Here is a 23,350-nt window from a genome sequence, read left to right as displayed (position 1 = left end):
TTATTTAAGGAATTCGCTACGCTCATGACTTCCCGGTTGCAAGCATCCAGGCTACTTCTAAATGTAGCCTGGATGATAGTGTAGCGAGTTCTTCTGTTTTGTATCAGGACTGCGCCTCATCTAGGCGTTTATCACTATCACGCAGTTCAACCCACATCGCATTTAATATTGCAAAAGCACAGGCCAATCCAGTGCCTAAAATCCAGGAAAAATACCACATAAAATAACCTCCTAATAGGCTGTTTCTTGATTCTTAGTAATCGTTTCTTCAGTTACTTTCCCACGCAAAACTCGATAAACCCATGCGGTATAGGCTAAAACAATGGGCAGGAATATGGCAACTCCGATCAGCATAATAAACAGAGTTAATTGGCTTGAGGAACTGTCCCAAACGATTAAACTCTGCTCAGGGTTGGTGGAGGAGGGGAGTATGAATGGAAACATGCTCACACCTACAGTGGCAATAATCCCAATCACTGACAGGGCGCTGCATACAAAGGCAAGCTTCGCCCAACGTGTGGTGAGCAAGGCGCAAAGCGCGGCCAATATTCCCATAGCAGGCACAATTAATGTGATTGGCATATTCCGATAATTATTAAACCAGGCATCCGCTTGTAGGGCTGCGGTTTTATAAAGCGGATTAGAGGGGCCATCATGAGGTACAGCAGCGGTTAACGCATAGCCATCGATGCCATAATGCAACCAAAATCCTGCTGCAACAAAAACAATGATTGAAAGTAGGGCGCAAACTCTTCCTGCGCGAACAGCACGCCGTTGTATATGGCCTTCTGTTTTAACATTAAGGAAAAAAGCCCCGTGCATGGCTAACATGAATACCGATAAAAGCCCACAAACTAAGGCAAAGGGGTTAAGCAGAGCCCAAAACGTTCCCGTATAAAATGGACGTAATTGCGCATCAAAGTGGAACGGTACACCTTGTAATACATTACCTATCGCTACCCCAAAGATAAGTGCCGGGACAAAGCCACCAATAAATAACGCATAGTCCCAAACTGTACGCCATAGTGGATTATTAACTTTAGAGCGATATTTAAATCCTACTGGACGTAAAATTAATGCAAGTAAGATCAAAAACATAGCTAAATAAAACCCGGAGAACGACAGGGCATATAAGGCTGGCCAGGCTGCAAAAATAGCACCCCCGCCGAGAATAAACCAAACTTGATTTCCCTCCCAGGTCGGCGCAATGCTGTTAATCATAATCCGGCGTTCCATATTGGTTTTAGAAAGCCAGGGCAGCCACATCGCTACCCCTAAATCAAAGCCATCAAATACAGCAAAACCAATGAGTAATACACCAAGCAGTACCCACCATATAACACGTAATGTTTCATAATCTAAAGGCATCATCTTCTCCTAGTGAGCCATATTATCGGGGCCAAGACGGATGTATTTAACCATCAAGTAAACTTCAACCACGGCCAGCACGCTGTAAAAGAGCACAAAACCGGAGATTGATGTAAGTACTTGGGTCGTACTGACAGAAGAAGTTCCCATCATCGTAGGTAATACCCCCTGTACCGCCCAAGGTTGGCGACCATATTCCGCAACAACCCAGCCTAATTCAGCAGCAAGCCAAGGCAAGGGAAGTGCACAGAACGCGATACGATGGTACCAGCGAGAAGTATGTAATTTATGTTTTGCAGACAGGTAGAAGCCTACCGCAAAGAGTAAAATAAAGAAGAACCCACAGGCAACCATAATGCGGAATGAAAAGAATAGTGGAACAACATTAGGTTTGAGATCATGGGCTGCTTTATCAATTTGCTCTTCAGTGGCATCCACGACATTTTCTGTATACTTTTTCAATAGCAATCCATAACCTAAATGGGCGTTATGCGCTAAAAAGTCAGCTTTCGCTTGGAGATCGTTATGATCCTTTTGTAGCCTGGTTAAGGCTTCATAAGCAAGCATTCCTTCTTTGATACGATCTTTACCTTGGGCAATGAGTTCGGTAATACCTTCGAGTGGCTGATTAAAGCTGCGAGTGGCAATTATACCTAATACATAAGGGATTTCGATTGCAAAATCCGTTGTCATTGTTTTTTCATTGGGAAGGCCAATTAAGGTGAGTCCCGCCGGAGCCTTTTCGGTATGCCATATCGCTTCAATTGCTGCGAATTTCATTTGCTGGACGTCATAATCAAAATGCCCACTTTCATCGCCTAAGACTACCACGGCTAAGGCAGAAGCCAGTCCAAAGCTTGTTGCTACCGTCATGGAGCGTTTCGCAAAGGCAAGGTTACGGCCTCTTAATAAGAAATAGGCGCTGATAGATAACACGAAAATAGATCCAGTTACATAACCTGCGCTAATTGTATGTACGAATTTCGCTTGAGCCACTGGATTAAAGATAACCGCAGCAAAGTCGGTAACCTCCATACGCATGGTTTCGAAGTTAAATTCAGCACCTACAGGGTTTTGCATCCAGCCATTGGCAATTAAAATCCATAAAGCAGAGAGATTTGTGCCTAAAGCCAACATCCAGGTACAGCACATATGTTGTACGCGACTTAATCTGTCCCAGCCAAAGAAAAACAAACCAACAAATGTTGCTTCCAAAAAGAATGCCATGATTCCTTCTAGCGCTAATGGGGCGCCGAAGACATCGCCGACATAATGGGAGTAATAGGCCCAATTTGTTCCGAATTGAAACTCCATTGTTAACCCTGTTGCCACCCCAAGAACAAAATTAATTCCAAACAGCATGCCCCAGTATTTAACCATTTTTCGCCATATATCCCGCCCAGTCATGACATAAACTGTTTCCATAATAGCCAGGATTAACGACAGGCCTAAGGTCAGCGGGACAAATAGAAAATGATAAAGAGCGGTTAAAGCAAATTGTAGACGGGAAAGATCTACAAGGTCACTTCCAGGTATCATGGTTCACCTCACTTGTAAAAAGCGAATCCGGATCAGAGTCGCATAAATAGAAAACTATTTTGGAGCTTTAGATGGTTCTTTGGCATAGGTGCTGCCTAATAACCATTGCTCCGTATTTTTATTTGGTTTTTCTACGTTTTTGAAACAGACAGCCCACAGCACGAACAACAAAGAAAATTTTACTATTAAAGTCAATAAGATATCACGAGTTAGTGGTTTTATCATTGCATCACTCCTCCTTTTTTAACATACCAAACTTTAATGATTCGGCGATTAGGTTAGCTCTTTGAGTTATTTCTTCAGCAGCTTCTTGGGGTAAATGATTTACCGCCTCTTGTTGGAATAAATTTAGCCAACGGATAAAGTGAGTTTCTTGAATCTGAGTGAGTCCTTTGAGTTCAACATGTTTTTGGTAGGCGCTACCGTGATATTCATTGGTTTTTAACATGACACTATTCCAAAATTGGCACAGTAGGGGAATATGCTCATCCCAATTGACTTGGGCTATGTCATTAAAGACCGGTCCAAGCATCGCATCGGCTTGTACTTTTTGATAAAAGTGAGTTACGAGTGTCTCAATATGTGCTTTGGTCAGTGTAGTCATAATCTACTGCCAACTGGTGTAACTTCAACAATATAGAGGACACATGTTGTGGGGCGTGTATTGGAAAGTTACTAATTTTCTAGATTGGATCTAATGATAATAAAGTTACATTTCAAATGCAATTTTTAACACGGTTTATTATAACTTTAAATTACTCTCATTGGACACGATAGGGATCAATGACGAAGTAGTTTGATGTTGCATCAGGAAGCTAAGCTTTTTAAAGGCTTCTAAGGATGATTGATCATCCCGAACGGTTTTATTTTCCGGTTGTTCATAGAATGCTATTAGTTGCTCAAATTCTCTTATTTGGTTTTCTAGGTCTTTTTTTAATTTTACTTGTTGTTGTAGCGATTCGTGCAACTGTTTTTGCGTAATATCAAGATCCAGATTTATTTGAGAGATGCTAACAGCAAATTGGGAAAGATCTTTTTCTTGACTAGTAATAAAGTCCTGCAATTTTTGTTTCAGTAGTTCTTGATGCTCTTCATTGGCTAATATAGGGTTTGATAACGAAATGACCGTGTTTTTAAGTGTAGATACTGTGCGAATCATTTGTTCATGTTCTGATTCCATTTGGAGGCGCACTTTTTCTAATAGAACTATTTTTTCAGACAGCTGGGTCTGGATTTCTTCTGATTGCTCAGTGACTTGAGTCAATTGGTTTTGAGTGGTTTGAAATAAATCAGATTGCTCTTGGTTTGCTTCTTTTAAATGGTCGATTGTTAATTCATGGGTGTTTACAATGAGTTGTAATTTTTGTTGTGTTTCAGTTAATTCATTTATTTGTTCGGTTAAGGTTGAAACCTTCTCATTTAATGTGCCAATAGTTTGCTGATAATGTTGATTTTTTTCTTGTATGTTTTCTATTACATTGCTGAATTGCTCATGAACGTTATTGATTAAATCAATCAGAGTGCCCAGCAAGGTCGTAAGATTTTGCATGATGATTTTAAATTTCTGGGTGTTATGCCTAAATAAGCTGTGATGCTCATTTAGTAAGAACGTAACCGCGGTATAGCAGACTAAAGCCACCAGGCTGATTGCCATACTGAATAGTAATAGTGAGAATGTCAATAATAAGCCACCGCTGATTTGTATCCATAGCGGCGATTGTCCCCAATATGCTGCTGCACGAGAAAGGAGGCTCTTATTGTCAATAAATGAATCAATTGCGGCTTCAAGGTCTTGTTGCAATGTGCCTAATTGTTTGCATGCGTGCTCGATTCGATGCAAGGGCAGTCGTTTCGGATTCAGAGTATTCTTGGAAACATGAATTTCCTTTGCAAAAGCCATTGGCAGGTCCCTCTTTAAGAGCAAGATTAATATGGAAAAATGGGCCCGCATTATTACACACCTGCGCCTTGGAACCAAACAATAAAAGGCTATTTCATCCTGTACATAATGTTATTATTAAAGGCAATTTGAGCTATAATAAAATTAAAGAAGAAATAAAAATGGGGATGTATCATGAGTGGAAATACGATGAGTAATGTTATGCGTACTGCGATTTTTGCTCTAGGCCTATTTGCTAGTGCGGCATGTAGCGCACACGGTGGTGGCGGCGGCTGGCACGGTGGTGGCGGCGGCTGGCACGGTGGTGGCGGTGGCTGGCACGGTGGTGGCGGTGGCTGGCACGGTGGTGGTTGGCATGGATACTATAATGGAGGTGGTGGTTGGTGGGGACCTGGTGTAGTCATTGGTGTTCCTGGCGGCTATTACTATGACTCCGGATGCCAAACTGTTCGCGTATGTAACCGCTATGGCCATTGTTGGTTGCAAGAATCCTGTTACTAATCCGGCAAGTAAATGTAAAAAACCGTGAGCTGTTTCTTCACGGTTTTTTAATTTATTCATACAGCAAAAATACTTCTATCAAGAGTAGATTGGGCTAGGGGCACAATCTACAAGTCACCCAGCCTCTCGTTTTTGTGGTATTATTGTGCATTTTATTGATTACATCGAGATATTATGGAAAATACATTAGAATACTTGAAGCATTTAAAGTGGGATCACATTGCTTTTTCTTTAATGCTCCTTTTTTTTGGTTATTTTTTTGCAAAAAAAATCAGTGCCTTAGTTGGAAAATTCATTGAAAATAAATTTTCCAAACACCACGCAATGCTTTTTAGCCGTGTTGTTTATTATGGGTTATTTTTATTGTTTTTGGTTTCTGCTCTGCATGAAATGGGGTTTAAACTCACTATTTTATTAGGCACGGCCGGGTTATTTACCGTTGCTCTAAGTTTTGCATCCCAAACTGCCGCATCAAATCTTATTAGCGGGGTTTTTCTGCTTTTTGAACGTCCCTTTAAAGTAGGGGATGTTATTTCGATTAAAGACATTAAAGGAACTGTTGAAACCATTGATTGGTTATCCACTAAGATTAAAACCAGTGACAATCGTTTGATTCGTATACCTAATGAAGCTTTAATAAAATCGGAAATTACTAACCTGAGTATCTACCCGCAAAAACGGGATGAAATTGTGTTACGAATTGATTCGATTCACAATATTAGCAACATTAAAATGCTGCTTAGAGATATTTGTGATGAGTGTGTCCATATTTTACCTAAGCCGGGGACTAAAATTTTATTATCGCAAATGCTAGATAAGGGAGTTGAATTGAAAGTGTTATATTGGTCAAAAACTGATTTAGCACTGGTACGTGATGAATTATTGACGGCAATTAAGACCTCTTTTGAGCGCGAAGCGATTACGTTTTTGCCAGAGCGTGCGCTTGCTTAAGCAAGGAGCTCTATTGCGGATATAGCCCGTATATGCTGTGCTAATACGGGCTATGTAGTTTTTCATTTCTCGCAGGTTACATTTTGGGAGCATAAGAGTTTGCTTCCTCCGAAGCAGACAGTTCGATCATGCTCACTGAATCCTCCGAACTCTCCGTCTCTGTAGTCAATGTATTTTCCAGTAATGTTGGGTTGATACTTAACTCATGCTTGTTGATGAATTCTAATGCTTCTTGCATGGAGGGGGGATCTTTAGACAATAAGTCTTTAATCAACTGTTGGAACTCTTTACCTTGTTCACTATGAAAAAATGGTTGATTAAAATTATAAATATTACGCCAGCCGCCGTTGGGGGTTGAAAATTGCATTGGTAGTTCGCCACAAGCCAACTCAAAAAGTGTTGTGGCTAATGTTTGGCATTGGAGCATTTTTAGGTCGATCTTATTTTTATTGAAGACGCTGGATTGAAAATAGGCTTGGCTTGTGCTTGTGCGGTTGCTGTGGACTTCAAGTTCTGAAGATGCAATTAATCCTTTGATGTCACTAATAACAATGCCTTGTTCCTTATTTAATAATACATTCCCAGGTTTTAAATCGGTATACCAAATTTCTTTTTCATTAACGGCAATAAAAAACTCAACTAGTTTTTTGGCATAACCAAACAGTTCTCTTTCAATATCAGCAGTGGGGATGTATTTTAAGTCTCTTTTGTGTCTTAACGTATCAAAATGTTGTTGTAAATTACCTGATGCATAAAATTCACTGTATTCTAGATACGTTATTTCTTGTTGATCTGCGGCAACAAATTCTAATAAATAAGGCTGGGGGATTTGCGGTAAATCTTGGATTTGTTCTCGAATAAGACGAGGAGAAACTCCTGAGTCCTCGTCATTTTTATCCATTCTTAAAAATCGGACCACAAAACTATTATCTTGATGATTGACTTGTACAATAGGATTATTATTACTTTTTATTGAGACTACTTTAAAACCATCATCGACTTTGCCAAGCTCATCTTCCATGAGAGTCCTAAAGCTGTCTTTTCCTGTATAACTATCATAAATAGTGGGTAATTGTACTTGGGTAGTCAGGTCCAAAATTTTGTCGCGTAATTGGTTATTGCTTATTTGATGATGAATTTTCTTTTGTATATTTTCTATCGGGTTTTCGATAAACCATACTTCAAGGGTGGGTGTTAAATCATCCTTCTGCAGTCTTTTCTGATAAAAGTCATCAAGTTCTTGCGCATAATCTAATGCCTTTTGTGGATCTGACTTATAGTGCTTATTAATTTTCCGAACGAACTCATTAACTTTATCTATTTGTAATCGTTTGGAACTGAAGAATGATCCACTAGATTTTATTGGCGTTAACATTTATTCCCTAAACCTTTAATCCTCTTGTTATGATTTAAATATAGACTATGTGTTTTAATTTCGGTTCTTTCTTGGGGAAATAAGAAAAGAGCTTTGAGCCAATTTCCAGCCAAAAATATAACAATCTTTTGGCGATTTGATTTAGAGTTGTCTGAAATGGAAGATTTGAGAACCATAATCTGGTGAAGCGCTTGCAGGCTTATCATACTAGGTGTATGTTGAACAGTGAGGATTCTAAGAGTGAGGGTATTGAAATGGACTCAATGATCGAACTGATAGGATATGTTGCTTCTTTCTTAGTTTTTGCAACGTTTTATGTTAAGAAAATTTTAACATTACGTTTAATTGCAATTAGCTCCAATGTTGCATTTATTCTCTATGCTCTTGGGAGTGACTTGCATCCTATTTTTCTTTTGCATTCACTGCTATTGCCGTTAAATTTATACCGTATTTTTGAGTTAAAAAGAAATACGGGGAATTTAAATAGCGCGAACGTAGAAGTAGCAAGTTAATGTCTCGAACGTAGTGAGGGATCTCTCAGAGAGCCCTCACCAGGTTCAGGATATAACAAGGGGAAATGTAGCCTGGATGGAGCGTGGCGCAATCTGGGGGCGATCTTGAATTAAGTTTCGTAGCCGTGTTATGTGATGCAATAAATCCTACGTGTTTATCGGGCTTGTCGGATCAAGTTTAAGGCTTTTGCAGTACGTAATTGTTTCGCCTGTTTCAGGTGCTATGAATTCTTTTGTGGTGAGTCCGTGAGCAATCAGACGGCGGTTTAGGTTAATTACAGGATCATTAATTTTTTCCATAGACAATCGAAACGTTTGATGATGCGTTGCGATGCTTAAACTACTTTGTAAATCGATGCTGGCTAAAATCGCCTCTTCAGGATTCATATGATGCTCTTGCATAAACCAGCGTGGTTCATAAGATCCTATGGGCAATATGCTAATGTCTGGAGCACCTAAGCGTTCTTGAATCAATTTGAAGTGAGAACCATAACCTGAATCACCACAGAAATAAACCTTTAATGCATCACATTGAATCCAAAAACCACCCCAAAGTGCTGTATTGGTATCTTTAAATCCGCGCATGGACCAATGCTGTGCAGGAACTAAAGTAATCGAATGCATCTTGGTTAATGTTTGGGTTTGCCACCAATCCAGCTCAATTACTTTAGGAAAGTATTTTGTTTTTAGGTACTTGCGATTACCCAAGGGAACAATAAATAAGGGTTGAAATTTCTGTTGTAATTTCTTGAGTGCAACTAAATCCATATGGTCGTAATGATTATGACTAATAAGTATTACATCAACTGCTGGTAACTCATCTAATTCAATACCAGGTTTACGAACTCTTTTGGGGCCTAATAATGACATTGGACCTGCTCTTTTGGCAAAAACAGGATCAGTCAAAATATTCATATTATGTAATTGAATTAGATGACTGGCATGATTGACATAAGTAATTGATACCTCGTCGGTTTTTAATTGATCTGCAAGCTCTGGGATAGCCTTATTTTCTACAAAACTGGGCCATGGGTTTTTACCTTTACGCTCTCTAAGCATTTTCCATACTTGTCCCCAACTTTTGGTCGTTTTGAGTCCAGGATTGAAAAAAAGCTTACCATCGCAATGATCCGATTTAGGATAAGACGAAGAAGAGATATTCAGCTCTGGTTTAGTTAGCGTATCATCAGCGCTTGGAGGCATATCATTAGGTCCTAGATATTTGTTTTAAAAATTATAGTCCAGGGTTTATTTACATTTCTACTTTCATGGCCAAAATCGCTTTATTTTGCATGGATGCCACTAAAGCACTGTGGAGGCTTCATGTCCCCTTGAGCAGGTAAGATAAATTGGGTCATGCCACATTCATCGGTTCGGTATAAAGGAATGTTTAAGGTGTTCATACTGATTAAGGTTTTGCTGTGAGGAAAGTGGAAACGATTGTCAAAGCCGAGGGAGGCGACTGCATAACGAGGGGCAATTTCCAATAAAAAACGATAGGAGGATGAAGTTTTACTGCCATGATGTGGAACGATTAAGACTTCTGATGCAAGCTGAGTACCATAAGTTTTTACTAAATAATCTTCTGCTTCTTTTTCGACATCCCCAACTAATAATACACGCCCATTGGCACTTGCGACTTGCAGGATGCAGGAATTATTATTTTTGTTTTTAAAGTGGGCATGAATGGGCAAAAAACGAAAACGTACTTGATCCCATTGCCATTCAGGGTAGTTATGACATTTTATCCCATGGTGGTAGTAGCGTGGTTCATTCACCAATAGTTGTTTTACTGGAATTGCTGCTTCGATTGATTGCAGCCCACCGCGATGGTCTTTGTCTGGATGGCTGATAACAATGGCATCGAGGCTTTTGATGTTTAACGTGTCAAGATAGGGTAAAACGACCATTTTTCCTAGGTCGCTGCCTTGAAAAAATCGATCTCCGGTATCATAGAGCAATGTATGATTTTGAGTACGAATACTCACAGCGAGTCCTTGACCTACGTCTAAAACATTAACCCATGCCTCCCCGGGCTGAATATTGGGACGAGGGGGAAATAGAGGAAGTAACAACCATAAACACGCGAACCAGCGAAAAGGATTGATGGGTAATAAAACCCACATGAGTAAAGCGCCCATTAAGGCTAGGGTGAATTCAATGGAATGCAATGAATAACTGATATTAACTGCAGCTAGTTGCTCAGTCCAATGCAATCCCTGTAATAAAAAACTGATGGACCAAGACAATGGATGCATGACCAATGCTGCCCAAGAAGAAGTGTTAATCAGCATGGTTACTAAGGCTAGAGGGACAATAACAAAACCCACTAAGGGGATAGCAAATAAATTAGCCAAAAACCCATTAATGGACCCATAAGAATACCAATGCAAGGTAAGCGGCATTAAACCGATTAAACAACTTAATTGTATGGCAAGGCTACTTTTATAGCTTTTGAGTCGCCAACGTTGTTGGGTTAAAAATAAGCACGCTACCGCGATGAATGAAAAATAAAATCCTTGCATAAATACTGCATGTGGCTCGATACAAAGCACCACGAAGAGGGCATAACGCCATATTTGCCAAGGGGTAAAACGTTGTTTACCCAGGCTGCAAATGGCGTAAAAGAAGCAGCCGATTAACGCGCGTTGCACGGGTGGTTCGAACCCGGCTAAAAAAGCATAAAATAAGGCGATAAATAAACCACAGCTACTGGCAATATAGGGAGCGGGTATATAGAGACAGGCTTTGGAGCTGCGCGACCATAACCAGCGACTAAGCCAATAAACAAGTCCGGAGATGAGAGCAATATGTTCACCTGAGATTCCAAATAAATGAGTGGTACCTGTGCGTCGGAAGAGCTCCCAGGATTCTTGGCTAATGTGTCGGGTTAAATTTAAGGTCAATGCCTCAATAATTCCTGCAGTAGGCTGATTCGGAGCTAATTGAGTCAATTTATCCCCTAGAGAGGCTCGTAATTCGACCCAATCAAAGTTGGTGTTCTTTTCTTTAATTAATTGTGCACCCCGAGTACGAATATACCCGGTCCATATAATGTGACGCTTGTTAAGAGAGGTTACATAGTCGGCACTGCCGGGATTGAGGAAATTGCGTGGCTTTTTGAGCTTTACTGAAAATTGCCAATGTTGCCCAGCTTGTAATTTCGGGGCTTTAGTGTACCAAGCTAATTGCACTAAGCCTTGAGCCGGGTGATGATTGAATTGTTCTAACTCAAAGACGAATTGTGTTTTATGTGGATTTTGCTGGGGAATCGATGCAATTCGTCCCTGAATGGTGGCATGTTGAATGACGGAACTATTGGGAAGGCCTCTGGGCATGATAAACCATTGATGCCCCCACGCTAGGCAAAAACCCAAAAGAAAAAAGAGAATAATGGGGTACCTAGGGGTAATGTAAAACAGCAGTAAGGTAGTTGCAGGTAAATAAAGATGAAAGGTGTAGGTATATAGTACGCCAAGGAAAAAGCAAAAAATTTCCATTTAAATTTCAGTGTTGGACTCTCCAGCATGCATAGTAGGAAATTAGGAAGTGCCTGTAAAGGAAATTTTATTTACAGTAACCAGCAATCATTTTGTATTGCACCATCACCGTCTACAGCTATTTTTCTATTGTTTTGATCAATTAAAAACTCAGTACAATGCGAGTCTTTTGTTTGGGCTCCTGTTGCTATTGCTTTAAGAGTATATGTCGATTTGCTTGGTTTTATTAGATTAAGAAGATAATAGCCTTGAGGAGAATTATGTGGGTAGCGGACTAAGTGTTCACAGTTCTTAGCATAGGAATGGTTTTGTGCATAACATGTCTCTAGTAGCATTTGTTCTTGAGTTAAGCTGGTCAAAGCATCTACGCGGTGGGTTTTTAGGAGAAAAGATGCATAGGAGGGATAAGCCATTATGGCAAAGCTTGCTATGATGAATAATACGATTAATAGTTCGATTAAAGTAAAGCCTGATGTTTTTTGTGAATCCAAATTACCCTCTAGATCCGGGGAAAAACTACGTCACCCAAATGCGTTTAAGATGAATGATCTCCTGAATGAGGCATTATACTATTTCATAAAACTTATGCCATATTCAGGAGAACTTTCTCTGCGCTCAGAATAACGTAGCTAGTATCTAAAGGCTTAATCAAAATACCCTTTAAGCGATGATTCTGGAGTGCTTGTTTCCGCTCCCTGCTTTGATTCACTGGACTCGGCTAATGAACTCACGAAGTCAATATGCCTAGGTTGTCTCGGCTTTCTTTTTTTCAGTGGTGGTGGGGTGCCTGGGCCAGATTCCTCACCATAGAGTGGTGTTGGTACTTCTTGTCCAGAGAACAGCGGGGTCAGTTGTGGCTGGCTAACTCCTGGGTGAGTCAGCCTCTTGGTGCCAAACATTGGTAATGACGAATTTTTTAATGCCCTATAAGTATTCGCGGTTCTCACGGGCAGGTCTAATAGAGCTGGCATGCTTGGCGCCTCGGGCTCAACATCGTCTTCAAATGCTAATTTTCTGGATACTTTATTGTCATCAAAAGGAACAGAGTTTTCTTTATCATCGTCTCCAAATGCTAGCCTTCTTGGTATTTGAACAAAGCCCTCTTTCTTAATATCAGCCAAGCGGCTAGCCCCCTCTTTTTTGTAGGACACTTCTTTAGTTTCAGAGTATTGCGCTTCTAATTTTAAAGTTAGTGCAAAAGTTGTTAACCATTTTTTAATGTCGGCAATTGAGCATTGGTGACTTTGTATTACTTTACCTGTATGGTTTAATTCATCAATAATTAGAATTTCCGGTAATTTAAATGGAAGTCGGTCTTCATTAGCAACAAAAATTGCTAAAATCCATTTAATAGAATCAAATGATGGGCGGAAGTCGCCACTTTTATGATTAATTCTGATCAATGTAGAATAGTCTTCACTAAAAAAGAGATTACCTGCTGTTTTACAATAAGCAGCGTTTCGAGGAGAGCCTGTCATTTTATAATGAGCAGGAGCGATTGGGGCATCATTGTGTGTTTCTCTAGCAAACCATGCCACTCCATTTACATCAACCAGATAGCGTAAGTCAGGAACTTCTTTACCTTGTTTTTTTTCTGTTAATAACGTTCCTAAAGTTGCTAGCGAATGAATTGAATACACGAAGTCGCGAGTTATCTTAGTTGAGTTATTTGAACGAAATCTATCCTCTTCATTTGGTGGCGTGGTAAAAAAATCATCTAATTTGGATTGCATAAAAAGCGCCTTTTATCAATAAGATATGGTTAAAAAGGCGCGAATTTTACCACAAGAGTCACTTTTTATCCATTACTTTGATCTTATTTTTTCCGAATCGCTTGTTTTCTGCCTTTTTCTTGTTTTCTGGCGATGGCTTTCTATTTTTCGGAGGACCTTTCTTCACTTGAGTTGGCAATGAGGAACTGGGAAGGCGATGATTAGGTTCAAAGTCATCAATTTCCATGCGATCTAATTTGCGTTTAATTAATTTTTCAATCGCTTGTAATTGGCCAACTTCATCAGCGCAAACTAGAGAAACCGCCAAACCAGAGGCGCCTGCGCGACCTGTACGACCAATACGATGCACGTAATCTTCTGCTACTTGTGGCAAATCAAAATTAACAACGCAAGGCAGTTGGTCAATATCAATTCCGCGAGCAGCAATGTCTGTAGCGACTAGGATATGCAATTCCCCTGATTTAAAATCAGCCAGGGCTTTAGTACGTTGTGATTGTGATTTATTGCCATGAATGGCTGCAGCATAAATATGCTCTTCAGACAATTGTTTTACCAGTTTATTAGCGCCGTGTTTGGTTTTTGCAAAAACCAAAGTTTGTCCCCATTTATTTTTATGAATTAAATGGCTTAACAAAGCTGCCTTACGGCTTTTATCTACAGGATGTACGGTTTGTTTGATTTTAATGGCGGTTGTATTTCGAGGCGATACATCGATTTCAACAGGATTGTTTAATAATCCTTTCGCTAAAGTACGAATGCCATCAGAAAAGGTTGCGGAAAATAATAAATTCTGACGATGTCTGGGCAGCATGCTAATGATACGTTTGATGTCATGGATAAAGCCCATGTCCAACATGCGGTCCGCTTCATCTAAAACCAGGGTGTTAATTTCATTGAATTGAATAGCTCGTTGCTGGTGTAGGTCTAATAAGCGTCCGGGAGTTGCCACTAAAATCTCAACACCGCTTCGGAGCTTCATCATTTGTGGATTAATTTTTACGCCACCAAAAACTACGGTTGAACGTAAAGGTGTATAGCCGCCGTATTGTTTCACGCTGTCATACACTTGAGCCGCTAGTTCACGGGTAGGAGTGAGAATTAATACTTTAGCATGATTGCCTTTGGCGCGAGGTTGTTCGTGGAGTTTTTGTAAAATAGGCAATACGAAACTTGCAGTTTTACCCGTTCCCGTTTGTGCCGAGGCAAGAATGTCATGGCCACGTAAAATGGCAGGAATGGATTGTGCTTGAATAGGGGAGGGCTCGGTGTATCCTGATTCATTAACGGCGCGTAGTAAAGGTTCGATTAAACCTAAGGATGTAAAACTCATGGTATTTCCTTAAATAAAAATGGAGATGGAGCTCAAATCGTGTTTTAAGAGGTCAATGTGAATAAAATATGGGTAATTGTACCATAGATGGGGTCTTTAGGGTAATTAAATTTATGTTTGCTGTAAGCCTGCTAAACAGTACTCGTGCGACCCCAGAGGCCGGCGCTGGGCTTTACAGCCCAGCCTACATTGGGGAAATCGCAACGAGTGACAAATTAATCCCAGGCGACAAAGGCTTCAATATCTTTAGTATTTTTCCCCAGTTTAGGCTGTGGTTGCGGATGAAGCTGTGGCTTGGAACAGTGAGCTGATGACTTAAATGTTTTTAACGCTTTTTCCAGGCTGACAAAGGTATAGCCATTTTCTTTATATAACTTAATTATATCTGGTAACACATAGGCATTAAGCAGATTGGCGTGGATTAATAAAATTTGGGCTTGTTGGCTGTTGTGTTGCTCTTCTGCTCGCAGAGTTTGTTGCCAAATAAAATCTAAATAAAAAGGCTTTAATTCCTCAAGGTAAGCACGTCGCTTGAGTTCAGGAACGGCGAGTAGTCTTTGGTTGAAGACAAAGTCTTTAGAATCTACAGTGATGGGCGCAACTTGATAATTCTTTTTTGCAAGAAAACAAAGGAGCGCATCTTTCTTTTGTCCTGAATTCATTGATAAATAAGGATAACGAAAATATTTGGGCTCTGTTAATACAGGGGATAAAATTGCATCAGCTTCGCCAATTTCACGAATTGCCTCTTTGGTACCAAGTCGACCAAGATTGGCATGTGTCAATGTATGATTACCTAAACCAAAACCTGCATCACGAAACTTGCGGAGAATTTCCCAGTTATCTTTACGTACCTCGCTGGCAATAATAAAGCCTGTTGCCGGAACTCGCTGTTTGCTCATGGTTTCAATCATCATATTTAAATGAAAGTTTCGATACTCACCAACAAAGGGTAAATCATCGATAGTAACTGAGATGAGCTTTTTGGTTGTTGAATGGGGTGCCTTATGGCTGCTTAGTTTTTGTGGCTCATCAGTTGAGGCTTGCATTGAGGGTAGTGCAAAACTTACTGTAGGTAGGGCGGAAAAAAGCATTAAAGCGGGAATTATATTTTTAATTATTAATTTAATTTTCATTAGTGCAAGATACAACAATATTAAAGAAACGACATTGTAACAAAATTTAAGAACTTAATCTAAAGGGATAATATGCACTATAATGAGGAGCAAATATGAGTAGTCGCAAAACAGCGACTACTCAAAAGCGAACGGCCTAGCCGTTGTGTACGCTTGATGTGCTGGGAGCATCTAAAGGTAAGCTATCAGTATGGGCTGTATCAGGAGTTTCTCCTTTTTTGCCTCCGAATATACTCAGTGAATATCCTTTAATTAAATTAGCAGGATTCCAAGAATAACCTGAGGTTGAATTTTCAGGTTGTTCCACTTTTTCACTTTGTTTCATCGTAATGAAAATCTGCTTGCATGCGCTGTCACGGCTAGAACAAATTGCCTCGAAGAACAAATTCAGTACTTCAGATAACTTGAATCCCTCAATTTTGACAAATGGATGGGACTCATTGATTACTTTGACAGTTGATGTTTTTTGCTCTGGGTTTTTGCTTTCCAGGGTAGCATAGCGAATAAAATTATTTGCGGCGTGCAATAAAGATTCATGATCCAGATGAGATATGCTTTCTGCGCCGAGTAGCTCACCAAGTTTTTTGTGGATTTCCGAGTTATCGGGAGAACGCATACAGTGAATTAAGCTGTCCGCATAGCTTTTTTGAATTTCTTTACGAACCAGATACATAGCTCCTGCAAGGATAGCTGTTTTTTCAGTATCTTTAATGTCCAAACTCTCCACTAAAGTACCAATTTTTTCTAGGAAATTAAGTTGAGCTGCGCGAGCTTGTACTTCATTAATTGTTCCTTTTCCTTTAGAAACTAACTCTGCAGTGATGATGCCTTCAAGCTCTTTTTTCAGCTCAGCAAACGATTTGAATCGTTCTGTAGCCGAAGCTGGAGTTTCTTTTTCAACTTTGTATGCTGAAACGTTAATAACACTTTTTCCATTGGCTGCTAACCCATTAACTACCGCTATACGAGCATTTTTTTCAAACTCATAACCTTTTGTGAGTATTCTTTCCAAATCATCTTTGGGCAACGCTGAAAGCATATGCTCTTCTTTAAAGCCTTTGCGTGCATCAGCATTTGGATAGAGGTGGGATAGCATTAATGCATTGAACATCACATAGAATGTTTCGTAATTATTGGCGTTGGGAAGTTTCTCAACAGAAACAGAGGCACCTATACCTATAGCTTCAGCAATACGAGATGATAGCATTTTGGCGCGGGTACGGTTAATCGAGCTAATTTCATCTTGAGCGATTAACATGGCTCCATAAAATGCCAAGGTATAGTTTTGTATATTTTCATTAAACCTACTTTCAAGTTTATTCTTGGCTTTTTCGGCTTCTTCTTTTAGTTTGGTTGGGCTGAACTTTGATTTTTCGCTTTCTTGCTTTGTTTTTTCAAGTTCTAGTTTAAGCTTTTCGTCTATTTTAGCGAGTTTTTCTTCTTTATCTTTCGATAAAACAGTAATTTGTTCTTCTATCTTTAGTAAAACAGCCTCCTGTAACATCATGGCCGAACGCATTTTTGGTTCTGCGAGTTTATCAAAAGATACTGCATGTTCGTAATTGAGCACCGTCTCTTTTGTGCGATTGAAATGATCTTTTAATTCCTTCAAAGTTTTTAACTCAAACGTCATGTTTTTCTCCCAAAATCCATTAAAAGTCATGTAAGTTCATCTTACAGCACCCAGTGTAAACTAAACTAAACCGCTCGTCATGTATTTTCATTATACAAATTAGCTATTTGAAAAAAGAATAATAAATACAGCATGTTATTAGTTAAAAAAGAGAGGATTTATCTACATAAAATAGAAAAAAATATGAAAAAATTTGTATTAATTTTAATAACAGGTAATATTCTCTCTCATTTTTAGAGGCTATTTACTTTTCTTTGGGTTTAAGCTAAGGAAAATGTAAACAGCATTTTATGGTAAAATTTGGGGGTAGCTCATCTATTTGGACTACCAGGCAATATTGAGTGGGGTCAGTTTTGAACATAGAAAACGATAAACTATTGCAAAGGCAATTTTTAAATCATGCATTATTTGTATTGTCTTTCCTTCTAATCTGTCGTGTTATTTCCATGTGTTTTATTCCGCTTAACGATGTTTCTGAAGCTCGTTACGCTGAAATTGCGCGTAAAATGCTGGAAACTGGAAATTGGGTCACCTTACTCCATGATTATGGGGTTCCCTTTTGGGCTAAGCCTCCTTTGTCCACCTGGCTCTCTGCCTTTTCAATGAAATTATTTGGTGTGAATGAGCTTGCTGTACGTTTGCCGGGCTTGCTGCTCTCTATCGGGACACTGTGGCTGGTTTGGGATTTAGCTAAAAAACATAGTGGTCATACTGTGGCAACTTTAACGGCTTTAATCCTTGCGGGGACCCTGTATTTCTTTCTGGATGCTGGAACCGTAATGACGGATCCTTCATTGATTTTTTGTACAACTCTTGTTCTCGTGTCTTTTTGGCGTGCGGTTGTTGATAACCATAAAATATGGTCTTATGCTTTTTTTGTTGGTGTTGGTTTAGGGTTATTAGCAAAAGGGCCTGCCGCTACAGTGCTCGCTGGAATGCCAATTTTTTGTTGGGTCGTATTGCGTAACCAATGGCGTAATTTATGGAATAGATTGCCGTGGATAACCGGAACTCTTCTGGCATTAGCAATCGCTCTTCCTTGGTATATCTTGGCAGAAATGCGTACCCCCGGCTTTTTAAAATACTTTATTGCCGGAGAGCATTTTCACCGATTTGTTACACCCGGATGGACAGGGGATAAATACGGATATGCTCACAAAGAGCATTGGGGAATGATTTGGGTTTTTGCTGCAGCAGGTAGTTTCCCCTGGGGATTACTTGGTGCGGCCTGGTTTGTAAGTTATCGCAAAACGTTGCCTTCTTTATTTCGTGATGAAGATGGCTGGTTAGGCTATCTATTCTTATGTACCATAGTCCCGTTATTATTTTTTACTTTTTCTAGCAATATTATTTACACCTATGTATTTCCTTCATTACCCGCATTTGCTTTGTTTTTCACTGAGTATTGGGTAAGGGCTGGAGCGATGTTGCGCGCTAAGAGGTTAGTGCTCGGTTTGTCTCTAAGCTGTGGCATCCTGTTTTTAGTGGCCACCATTGTGTTTAATATGATTCCAGAGGTTGTCTCTAAAACACAAAAAGCAGTTGTAACGGCATGGCAAGCGCAAAAGCCAGCATCTGACAGCAAGCTTATTTATTGGGATTATAAAACTGAATATTCGGCTCAGTTTTATGCTGGAGGTAAGGTCGATTTTGTGTTTAAGCACAAACAACTTTGCAAATTACTCTCGAATAATGAGGAAAATTATATTGCGGTTAGTCCTAAAAAAATATCGCAAATAGAGCCTGATTTATTAGCGCGCATGCAAGAAGTAGAGAAAATAGTTAGTAATGGGCAGTCTTTAGTGCTGTTACGTAGTTCCGGGATACATTGTTCGTAATAAGGATAATTACGAACGAGGTGAAGCAACCCAGAGTTTAGGCCTTGAGCTTGGTAGGCTTCACCTCGTTATATTAAAAGATACCAATTTGATTTGAATTTTGTTATACTATTGCGCAATTTTTAAGCCATAATGTGAGGAGTATTTGTGTCGCATTCTGTAGCAATGGATTCGAGAACTTTTGTACCTCGTGGTGATCTGATGGCTTGGGTTGTATGCCTTTCCGCCGGACTGTTTTTTTTATACGAATTTTTTCAGCTCAATATTTTTGACGTAATTAATCAACCATTACGCAATGATTTCAATATTGATGCGACACAATTAAGTTGGATGTCTAGTGCCTATTTATGGGCCGACATTTTATTCCTTCTTCCCGCCGGCGTAATATTAGATCGCTTTTCTACTCGTACCGTTATTTTATCTGCTATGTTGGTGTGTATTCTTGGTACAGTAGGTTTTGCTCTTACCCATTCATTTATTTTGGCTTCATTCTTCCATTTCCTTTCTGGAATCGGTAATGCTTTTTGTTTTTTATCCTGTGTTGTGCTGGTTGCTCGTTGGTTTCCACCCCGACGACAAGCCTTGGTTGTTGGTTCTTTAGTTACCATGGCATTTATTGGGGGCATGATGGCACACACACCTTTTGCATACCTTAATGAGCTATTTGGCTGGCGCCAGGCTTTGTTGATCGATGGTGCCGTAGGTGTTGTTATATGGCTATGGATATACTGGATTGTTCAAGATAGACCTCACGACGCCCCTGTAAAAACGCAGAGTAATGAAGGGAACGCTGTTGCAAGTTTTTTGAACGCCTTATCTAACCCTCAAAATTGGCTAGCGGGGCTATACACCTCTTTTTTGAATTTGCCGATTATGGTCTTATGTGCCTTATGGGGGGCTAGTTATTTGCAAGTGGTTCATCAAATGCCTGAAATGGCTGCGAGTAATGTGGTCAGTTTAATTTTTATGGGCAGTGTGATTGGGTGTCCCTTGGCGGGCTGGTTGTCAGATTCCCAAGGCCGACGTAAACCTTTGATGATTATTGGCGCACTGGCCACCTTAGTGACTGTACTCCCATTATTTTTAAATATAGCTCTTTCTCAGTTGGCATTAAGTATTATCTTTTTCTCCCTAGGCTTTTTTACCAGCACGCAAGTAATTTCATATCCCTTAATTGCGGAAAGTAATTCTGCCGACAATACCGGCGCCTCTACAGGGATTGCCTCAGTAATTATTATGGGCGGTGGCGGCGTAGGACAAGTATTATTTGGTTCGTTAATGGCTCATCATGCAAATGCTGCAACGACGTACACGGTTGCTGATTTTCAATTTGCTATGTGGATGTTTCCTATAACTGCGGTGGTGGCTCTAATAGCCGTATTATTAACTCGTGAAACGTATTGCAAACGCTAATTCTGAGGAGTAAAAATGCACATGGCGGATGAATTTCAAGGATATGATGACGCAAAATCATCATTCTTACCCTGGATGGTATGTTTTGCTGCTACGTTATTCTTTTTTTATGAGTTTATCCAAGGGAACATGTTTGCTTCCATCGCTGAAAACATCATGCAAGATTACCAAATTCAAGCGGATAAAATGGCTTGGTTATCCAGTATTTACTATGTCTCCAATGTGCTTTTTCTCTTTGTTGCAGGGATGGTTTTAGATAGATTTTCGATTAAAAACACTTTACTTATTGCGATGTTCTTATGTGTAGCCAGTACTTTTTTACTAGCTCATTCCCATTCTTTTGCAATTGCATTATTTTCTCGTTTTATCACTGGTATTGGTAGTGCCTTTTGTTTTTTAGGCCCAGTTCGTTTGGCCTCCCATTGGTTTCCTCCTAAGCGCATGGCTTTGGTCACTGGAGCTATTGTGACGATGGCAATGGCTGGCGGTATGCTGGCTCAGTATCCTTTAACCAAATTAGTCGGTTTGGTTGGGTGGCGTCAAGCGGTACAAAATGTAGGTATTTTAGGATTTGCTATGCTTGTGGTAATGTTTTTCTGGGTTAAAGAAAGACCACAAGTGGCAGTTAAAAAGGCGGTTCCTGCACTTGATGTACTGACTGCAGCCAAGAAAGCTTATTTTAATTCTCAGTATATCCGAGCTGCATTTTATGCAAGCCTAATGAACATGGCTATTGCTGTATTTGGGGCGATGATGGGCTCATTATATCTGCAACAACGTCTGGAAATTAGCGCGGAACAGGCTTCAATTATTAATGGAATGCTCTTTCTAGGGGCGATTATCGGTTCTCCTTTAGTCGGATGGATCTCTGATAGAGTTGGATTGCGTGTTTTGCCTATGAAAGTAGGGGTTCTGCTATCTTTGTTGACTTTATTAGCTATTCTTTACGTACCTGTATCTTTTGGTGTCATGGTTTGCTTGTTTTTCTTACTGGGGTTATTTACCTCAGCTCAAGTGATTAGCTACGCTTTAGTAGCAGAAAGCAGTTCACCGGCAATGACTGCAACGGCGGTGAGTGTGGTTTCCATTTTGACTCAAGGTGGTTACATTGTTTATCAAAATATTTTTAGCTATTTATTAACTAATCATAGTGGCATGCACTTGGTTAATGGCGCCCCAGTTTATTTGTTAGATGCCTATCAACATGCAGCAACTATTCTACCAATTGGTTTATTAATTGCATTTCTCATGTTATTTGGTTTAAAAGAAACACGTTGTCAACAAATTGAGGAATAAGCATGGCTGGACGAGTTTGTATTTTACTCATGGATTCTTTTGGTATTGGCGCGAGCCTTGATGCCGCACGTTATGGTGATGAAGGTGCAAATACGTTTGTACATATTCATGAAGTATGCGAGCAGGGTGGGGGCGATAAAGCGGGTTTACGCCAAGGCCCATTAACCTTACCTAATTTAGCTAAATTAGGTCTTTATCATGCGGCTTTGGCCAGTTCCGGATTAAGATTTGTTGAGTTGTCGACGTTTGCAGACCCAATTGGCTATTATGGCTATGCTGTTGAACAAAGCTTAGGGAAAGATACCCCAAGTGGACACTGGGAAATTGCGGGTGTCCCTGTAACTTTTGAGTGGGGCTATTTTCCTGACCAACCGTCTTGTTTCCCTAAAAAATTAATTGATACATTCATTAAACGTACAGGCATTCCTGGCGTTTTGGGTGAGAAACACGCTTCTGGAACCACTATTCTTGATGAACTTGGTGAAGAGCATATGCGTACGGGTAAACCTATCGTATATACTTCTGCCGACAGTGTATTCCAAATTGCAGCTCATGAGGAAAGCTTTGGTTTAGAGCGCTTATATGAGATTTGCGAAATAGCCCGAGAATTAGTAGATGAATATCAAATTGGCCGTGTTATTGCGCGTCCTTTTATCGGAAAGCCAGCCTCATTTAAGCGTACTGGAAATCGCAAAGATTACGCGACTTTACCCCCAGCAAAAACCTTGCTTGATCATTTAAAAGATGCAGGTCAAGAGGTCATTGCCATAGGCAAAATCGCGGATATTTATGCACATCAGGGCATAACGCAAACAATTAAGGCAGATGGCAACATGGCTTTATTTGATGCAACTTTAGAGGCGATGAAAACAGCACCTCAAGGCAGTTTAGTTTTTACAAATTTCGTTGATTTTGACTCTTCTTATGGACATCGTCGCGATGTAATTGGTTATGCTCATGCACTAGAAGAGTTTGATGCACGCTTGCCGGAATTAGCTGCTTTATTACAACCTGATGATTTAGTTGTGATTGCTGCGGATCATGGCTGCGACCCAACGCGCCCTGGCTCTGATCATACTCGAGAACATATTCCTGTGTTGGTTTATGGGCCTAGCTTAAAAGGTCGTTCTATCGGTCGTCGAGATAGCTTCGCTGACATTGGTCAGAGTATTGCTCAACATCTGGGATTAGAGAGCTTACCTCATGGCCTATCTTTTTTAATTTAACCCCATTGTTTTTTTATTTTTCATCCCCATGTATGCCTTAAGTATTTTTGTCATTCCTGCGTAGGCGGGAATGACATGCCAACGTTTAGTTAACCTAAA

Annotated in this window: 21 protein-coding genes; 7 read left to right on the top strand and 14 right to left on the bottom strand. The window is 40.0% G+C overall.

Features of this window, described 5'->3' with window-relative positions:
* Positions 1–103: 103 nt before the first annotated feature.
* The 6 genes from cydX to J2N86_RS12185 form a co-directional block, all read right to left on the bottom strand.
* Positions 104–220 (bottom strand): cytochrome bd-I oxidase subunit CydX, encoded by a 117-nt coding sequence (gene cydX, locus J2N86_RS12210; protein ID WP_252579738.1) that lies wholly within the window; start codon positions 218–220, stop codon positions 104–106.
* A gap of 11 nt (positions 221–231) precedes the next feature.
* Positions 232–1,368 carry a cytochrome d ubiquinol oxidase subunit II gene (gene cydB, locus J2N86_RS12205; protein WP_252582451.1) on the bottom strand — a complete coding sequence of 379 codons (1,137 nt, stop codon included), beginning with the start codon at positions 1,366–1,368 and terminating at the stop codon, positions 232–234.
* Positions 1,369–1,377: 9 nt separating this feature from the next.
* Positions 1,378–2,907, bottom strand: a complete 1,530-nt coding sequence (locus tag J2N86_RS12200; RefSeq protein ID WP_252579737.1) for a cytochrome ubiquinol oxidase subunit I — start codon at positions 2,905–2,907, stop codon at positions 1,378–1,380.
* Between the two features lie 54 nt (positions 2,908–2,961).
* Complete coding sequence (gene cydP, locus J2N86_RS12195) at positions 2,962–3,132, bottom strand: cytochrome oxidase putative small subunit CydP (RefSeq protein ID WP_252579736.1); 171 nt, start codon at positions 3,130–3,132, stop codon at positions 2,962–2,964.
* A gap of 4 nt (positions 3,133–3,136) precedes the next feature.
* On the bottom strand, positions 3,137–3,511 hold the full coding sequence (locus J2N86_RS12190; RefSeq protein WP_252579735.1) for a group III truncated hemoglobin: 375 nt from the start codon (positions 3,509–3,511) through the stop codon (positions 3,137–3,139).
* A 138-nt stretch (positions 3,512–3,649) separates the two neighbouring features.
* Positions 3,650–4,807 (bottom strand): hypothetical protein, encoded by a 1,158-nt coding sequence (locus J2N86_RS12185; protein ID WP_252579734.1) that lies wholly within the window; start codon positions 4,805–4,807, stop codon positions 3,650–3,652.
* 174 nt (positions 4,808–4,981) lie between these two features.
* Between J2N86_RS12185 and J2N86_RS12180 the strand changes: the two genes are divergently transcribed.
* Both J2N86_RS12180 and J2N86_RS12175 read left to right on the top strand, forming a co-directional pair.
* Positions 4,982–5,308: a hypothetical protein gene (locus tag J2N86_RS12180; RefSeq protein ID WP_252579733.1), complete on the top strand. Its 327-nt coding sequence runs from the start codon at positions 4,982–4,984 to the stop codon at positions 5,306–5,308.
* A gap of 174 nt (positions 5,309–5,482) precedes the next feature.
* Positions 5,483–6,259: a mechanosensitive ion channel family protein gene (locus J2N86_RS12175; protein WP_252579732.1), complete on the top strand. Its 777-nt coding sequence runs from the start codon at positions 5,483–5,485 to the stop codon at positions 6,257–6,259.
* A gap of 76 nt (positions 6,260–6,335) precedes the next feature.
* Here J2N86_RS12175 and J2N86_RS12170 read toward each other — a convergent pair whose 3' ends face one another.
* Positions 6,336–7,634 carry a protein kinase domain-containing protein gene (locus J2N86_RS12170; RefSeq protein ID WP_252579731.1) on the bottom strand — a complete coding sequence of 433 codons (1,299 nt, stop codon included), beginning with the start codon at positions 7,632–7,634 and terminating at the stop codon, positions 6,336–6,338.
* Between the two features lie 254 nt (positions 7,635–7,888).
* On the opposite strand from J2N86_RS12170, the gene J2N86_RS12165 reads away from it, so the two are divergent.
* Positions 7,889–8,146 carry a hypothetical protein gene (locus J2N86_RS12165; protein WP_252579730.1) on the top strand — a complete coding sequence of 86 codons (258 nt, stop codon included), beginning with the start codon at positions 7,889–7,891 and terminating at the stop codon, positions 8,144–8,146.
* A gap of 147 nt (positions 8,147–8,293) precedes the next feature.
* Here J2N86_RS12165 and J2N86_RS12160 read toward each other — a convergent pair whose 3' ends face one another.
* The 7 genes from J2N86_RS12160 to J2N86_RS12130 all read right to left on the bottom strand — a co-directional run bounded on the left by J2N86_RS12160 (position 8,294) and on the right by J2N86_RS12130 (position 17,478).
* Positions 8,294–9,349, bottom strand: coding sequence for an MBL fold metallo-hydrolase (locus tag J2N86_RS12160; protein ID WP_252579729.1), 1,056 nt, complete (start codon positions 9,347–9,349; stop codon positions 8,294–8,296).
* A gap of 80 nt (positions 9,350–9,429) precedes the next feature.
* The gene (locus J2N86_RS12155) at positions 9,430–11,646 is read right to left on the bottom strand and encodes a DNA internalization-related competence protein ComEC/Rec2 (protein WP_252579728.1); all 2,217 of its coding nucleotides are present in this window, start codon (positions 11,644–11,646) and stop codon (positions 9,430–9,432) included.
* 71 nt (positions 11,647–11,717) lie between these two features.
* Positions 11,718–12,137, bottom strand: coding sequence for a type IV pilin protein (locus tag J2N86_RS12150; protein WP_252579727.1), 420 nt, complete (start codon positions 12,135–12,137; stop codon positions 11,718–11,720).
* 153 nt (positions 12,138–12,290) lie between these two features.
* Entirely contained in the window at positions 12,291–13,379 is a 1,089-nt protein-coding gene (locus tag J2N86_RS12145; RefSeq protein WP_252579726.1) for a hypothetical protein, read from the bottom strand.
* Between the two features lie 58 nt (positions 13,380–13,437).
* Positions 13,438–14,709, bottom strand: coding sequence for a DEAD/DEAH box helicase (locus J2N86_RS12140; RefSeq protein WP_252579725.1), 1,272 nt, complete (start codon positions 14,707–14,709; stop codon positions 13,438–13,440).
* Between the two features lie 215 nt (positions 14,710–14,924).
* Positions 14,925–15,845 carry a polysaccharide deacetylase family protein gene (locus J2N86_RS12135; RefSeq protein WP_252579724.1) on the bottom strand — a complete coding sequence of 307 codons (921 nt, stop codon included), beginning with the start codon at positions 15,843–15,845 and terminating at the stop codon, positions 14,925–14,927.
* Between the two features lie 136 nt (positions 15,846–15,981).
* A complete protein-coding gene (locus J2N86_RS12130) occupies positions 15,982–17,478 on the bottom strand; it encodes a hypothetical protein (protein WP_252579723.1) in 1,497 nt (498 codons plus the stop codon).
* A gap of 353 nt (positions 17,479–17,831) precedes the next feature.
* On the opposite strand from J2N86_RS12130, the gene J2N86_RS12125 reads away from it, so the two are divergent.
* The 4 genes from J2N86_RS12125 to J2N86_RS12110 all read left to right on the top strand — a co-directional run bounded on the left by J2N86_RS12125 (position 17,832) and on the right by J2N86_RS12110 (position 23,251).
* Positions 17,832–19,316 (top strand): ArnT family glycosyltransferase, encoded by a 1,485-nt coding sequence (locus J2N86_RS12125; RefSeq protein WP_252579722.1) that lies wholly within the window; start codon positions 17,832–17,834, stop codon positions 19,314–19,316.
* 147 nt (positions 19,317–19,463) lie between these two features.
* Positions 19,464–20,729, top strand: coding sequence for an MFS transporter (locus tag J2N86_RS12120; protein ID WP_252579721.1), 1,266 nt, complete (start codon positions 19,464–19,466; stop codon positions 20,727–20,729).
* Between the two features lie 15 nt (positions 20,730–20,744).
* Positions 20,745–22,025 (top strand): MFS transporter, encoded by a 1,281-nt coding sequence (locus tag J2N86_RS12115; RefSeq protein WP_252579720.1) that lies wholly within the window; start codon positions 20,745–20,747, stop codon positions 22,023–22,025.
* 2 nt (positions 22,026–22,027) lie between these two features.
* A complete protein-coding gene (locus tag J2N86_RS12110; RefSeq protein WP_252579719.1) occupies positions 22,028–23,251 on the top strand; it encodes a phosphopentomutase in 1,224 nt (407 codons plus the stop codon).
* Positions 23,252–23,350: the final 99 nt, after the last annotated feature.

This window comes from Legionella lytica (assembly GCF_023921225.1).
GTDB lineage: Bacteria > Pseudomonadota > Gammaproteobacteria > Legionellales > Legionellaceae > Legionella > Legionella lytica.
The sequence above is the reverse complement of the archived record's forward strand: the minus strand, read 5'-3'. Positions and strand labels throughout refer to the sequence as shown.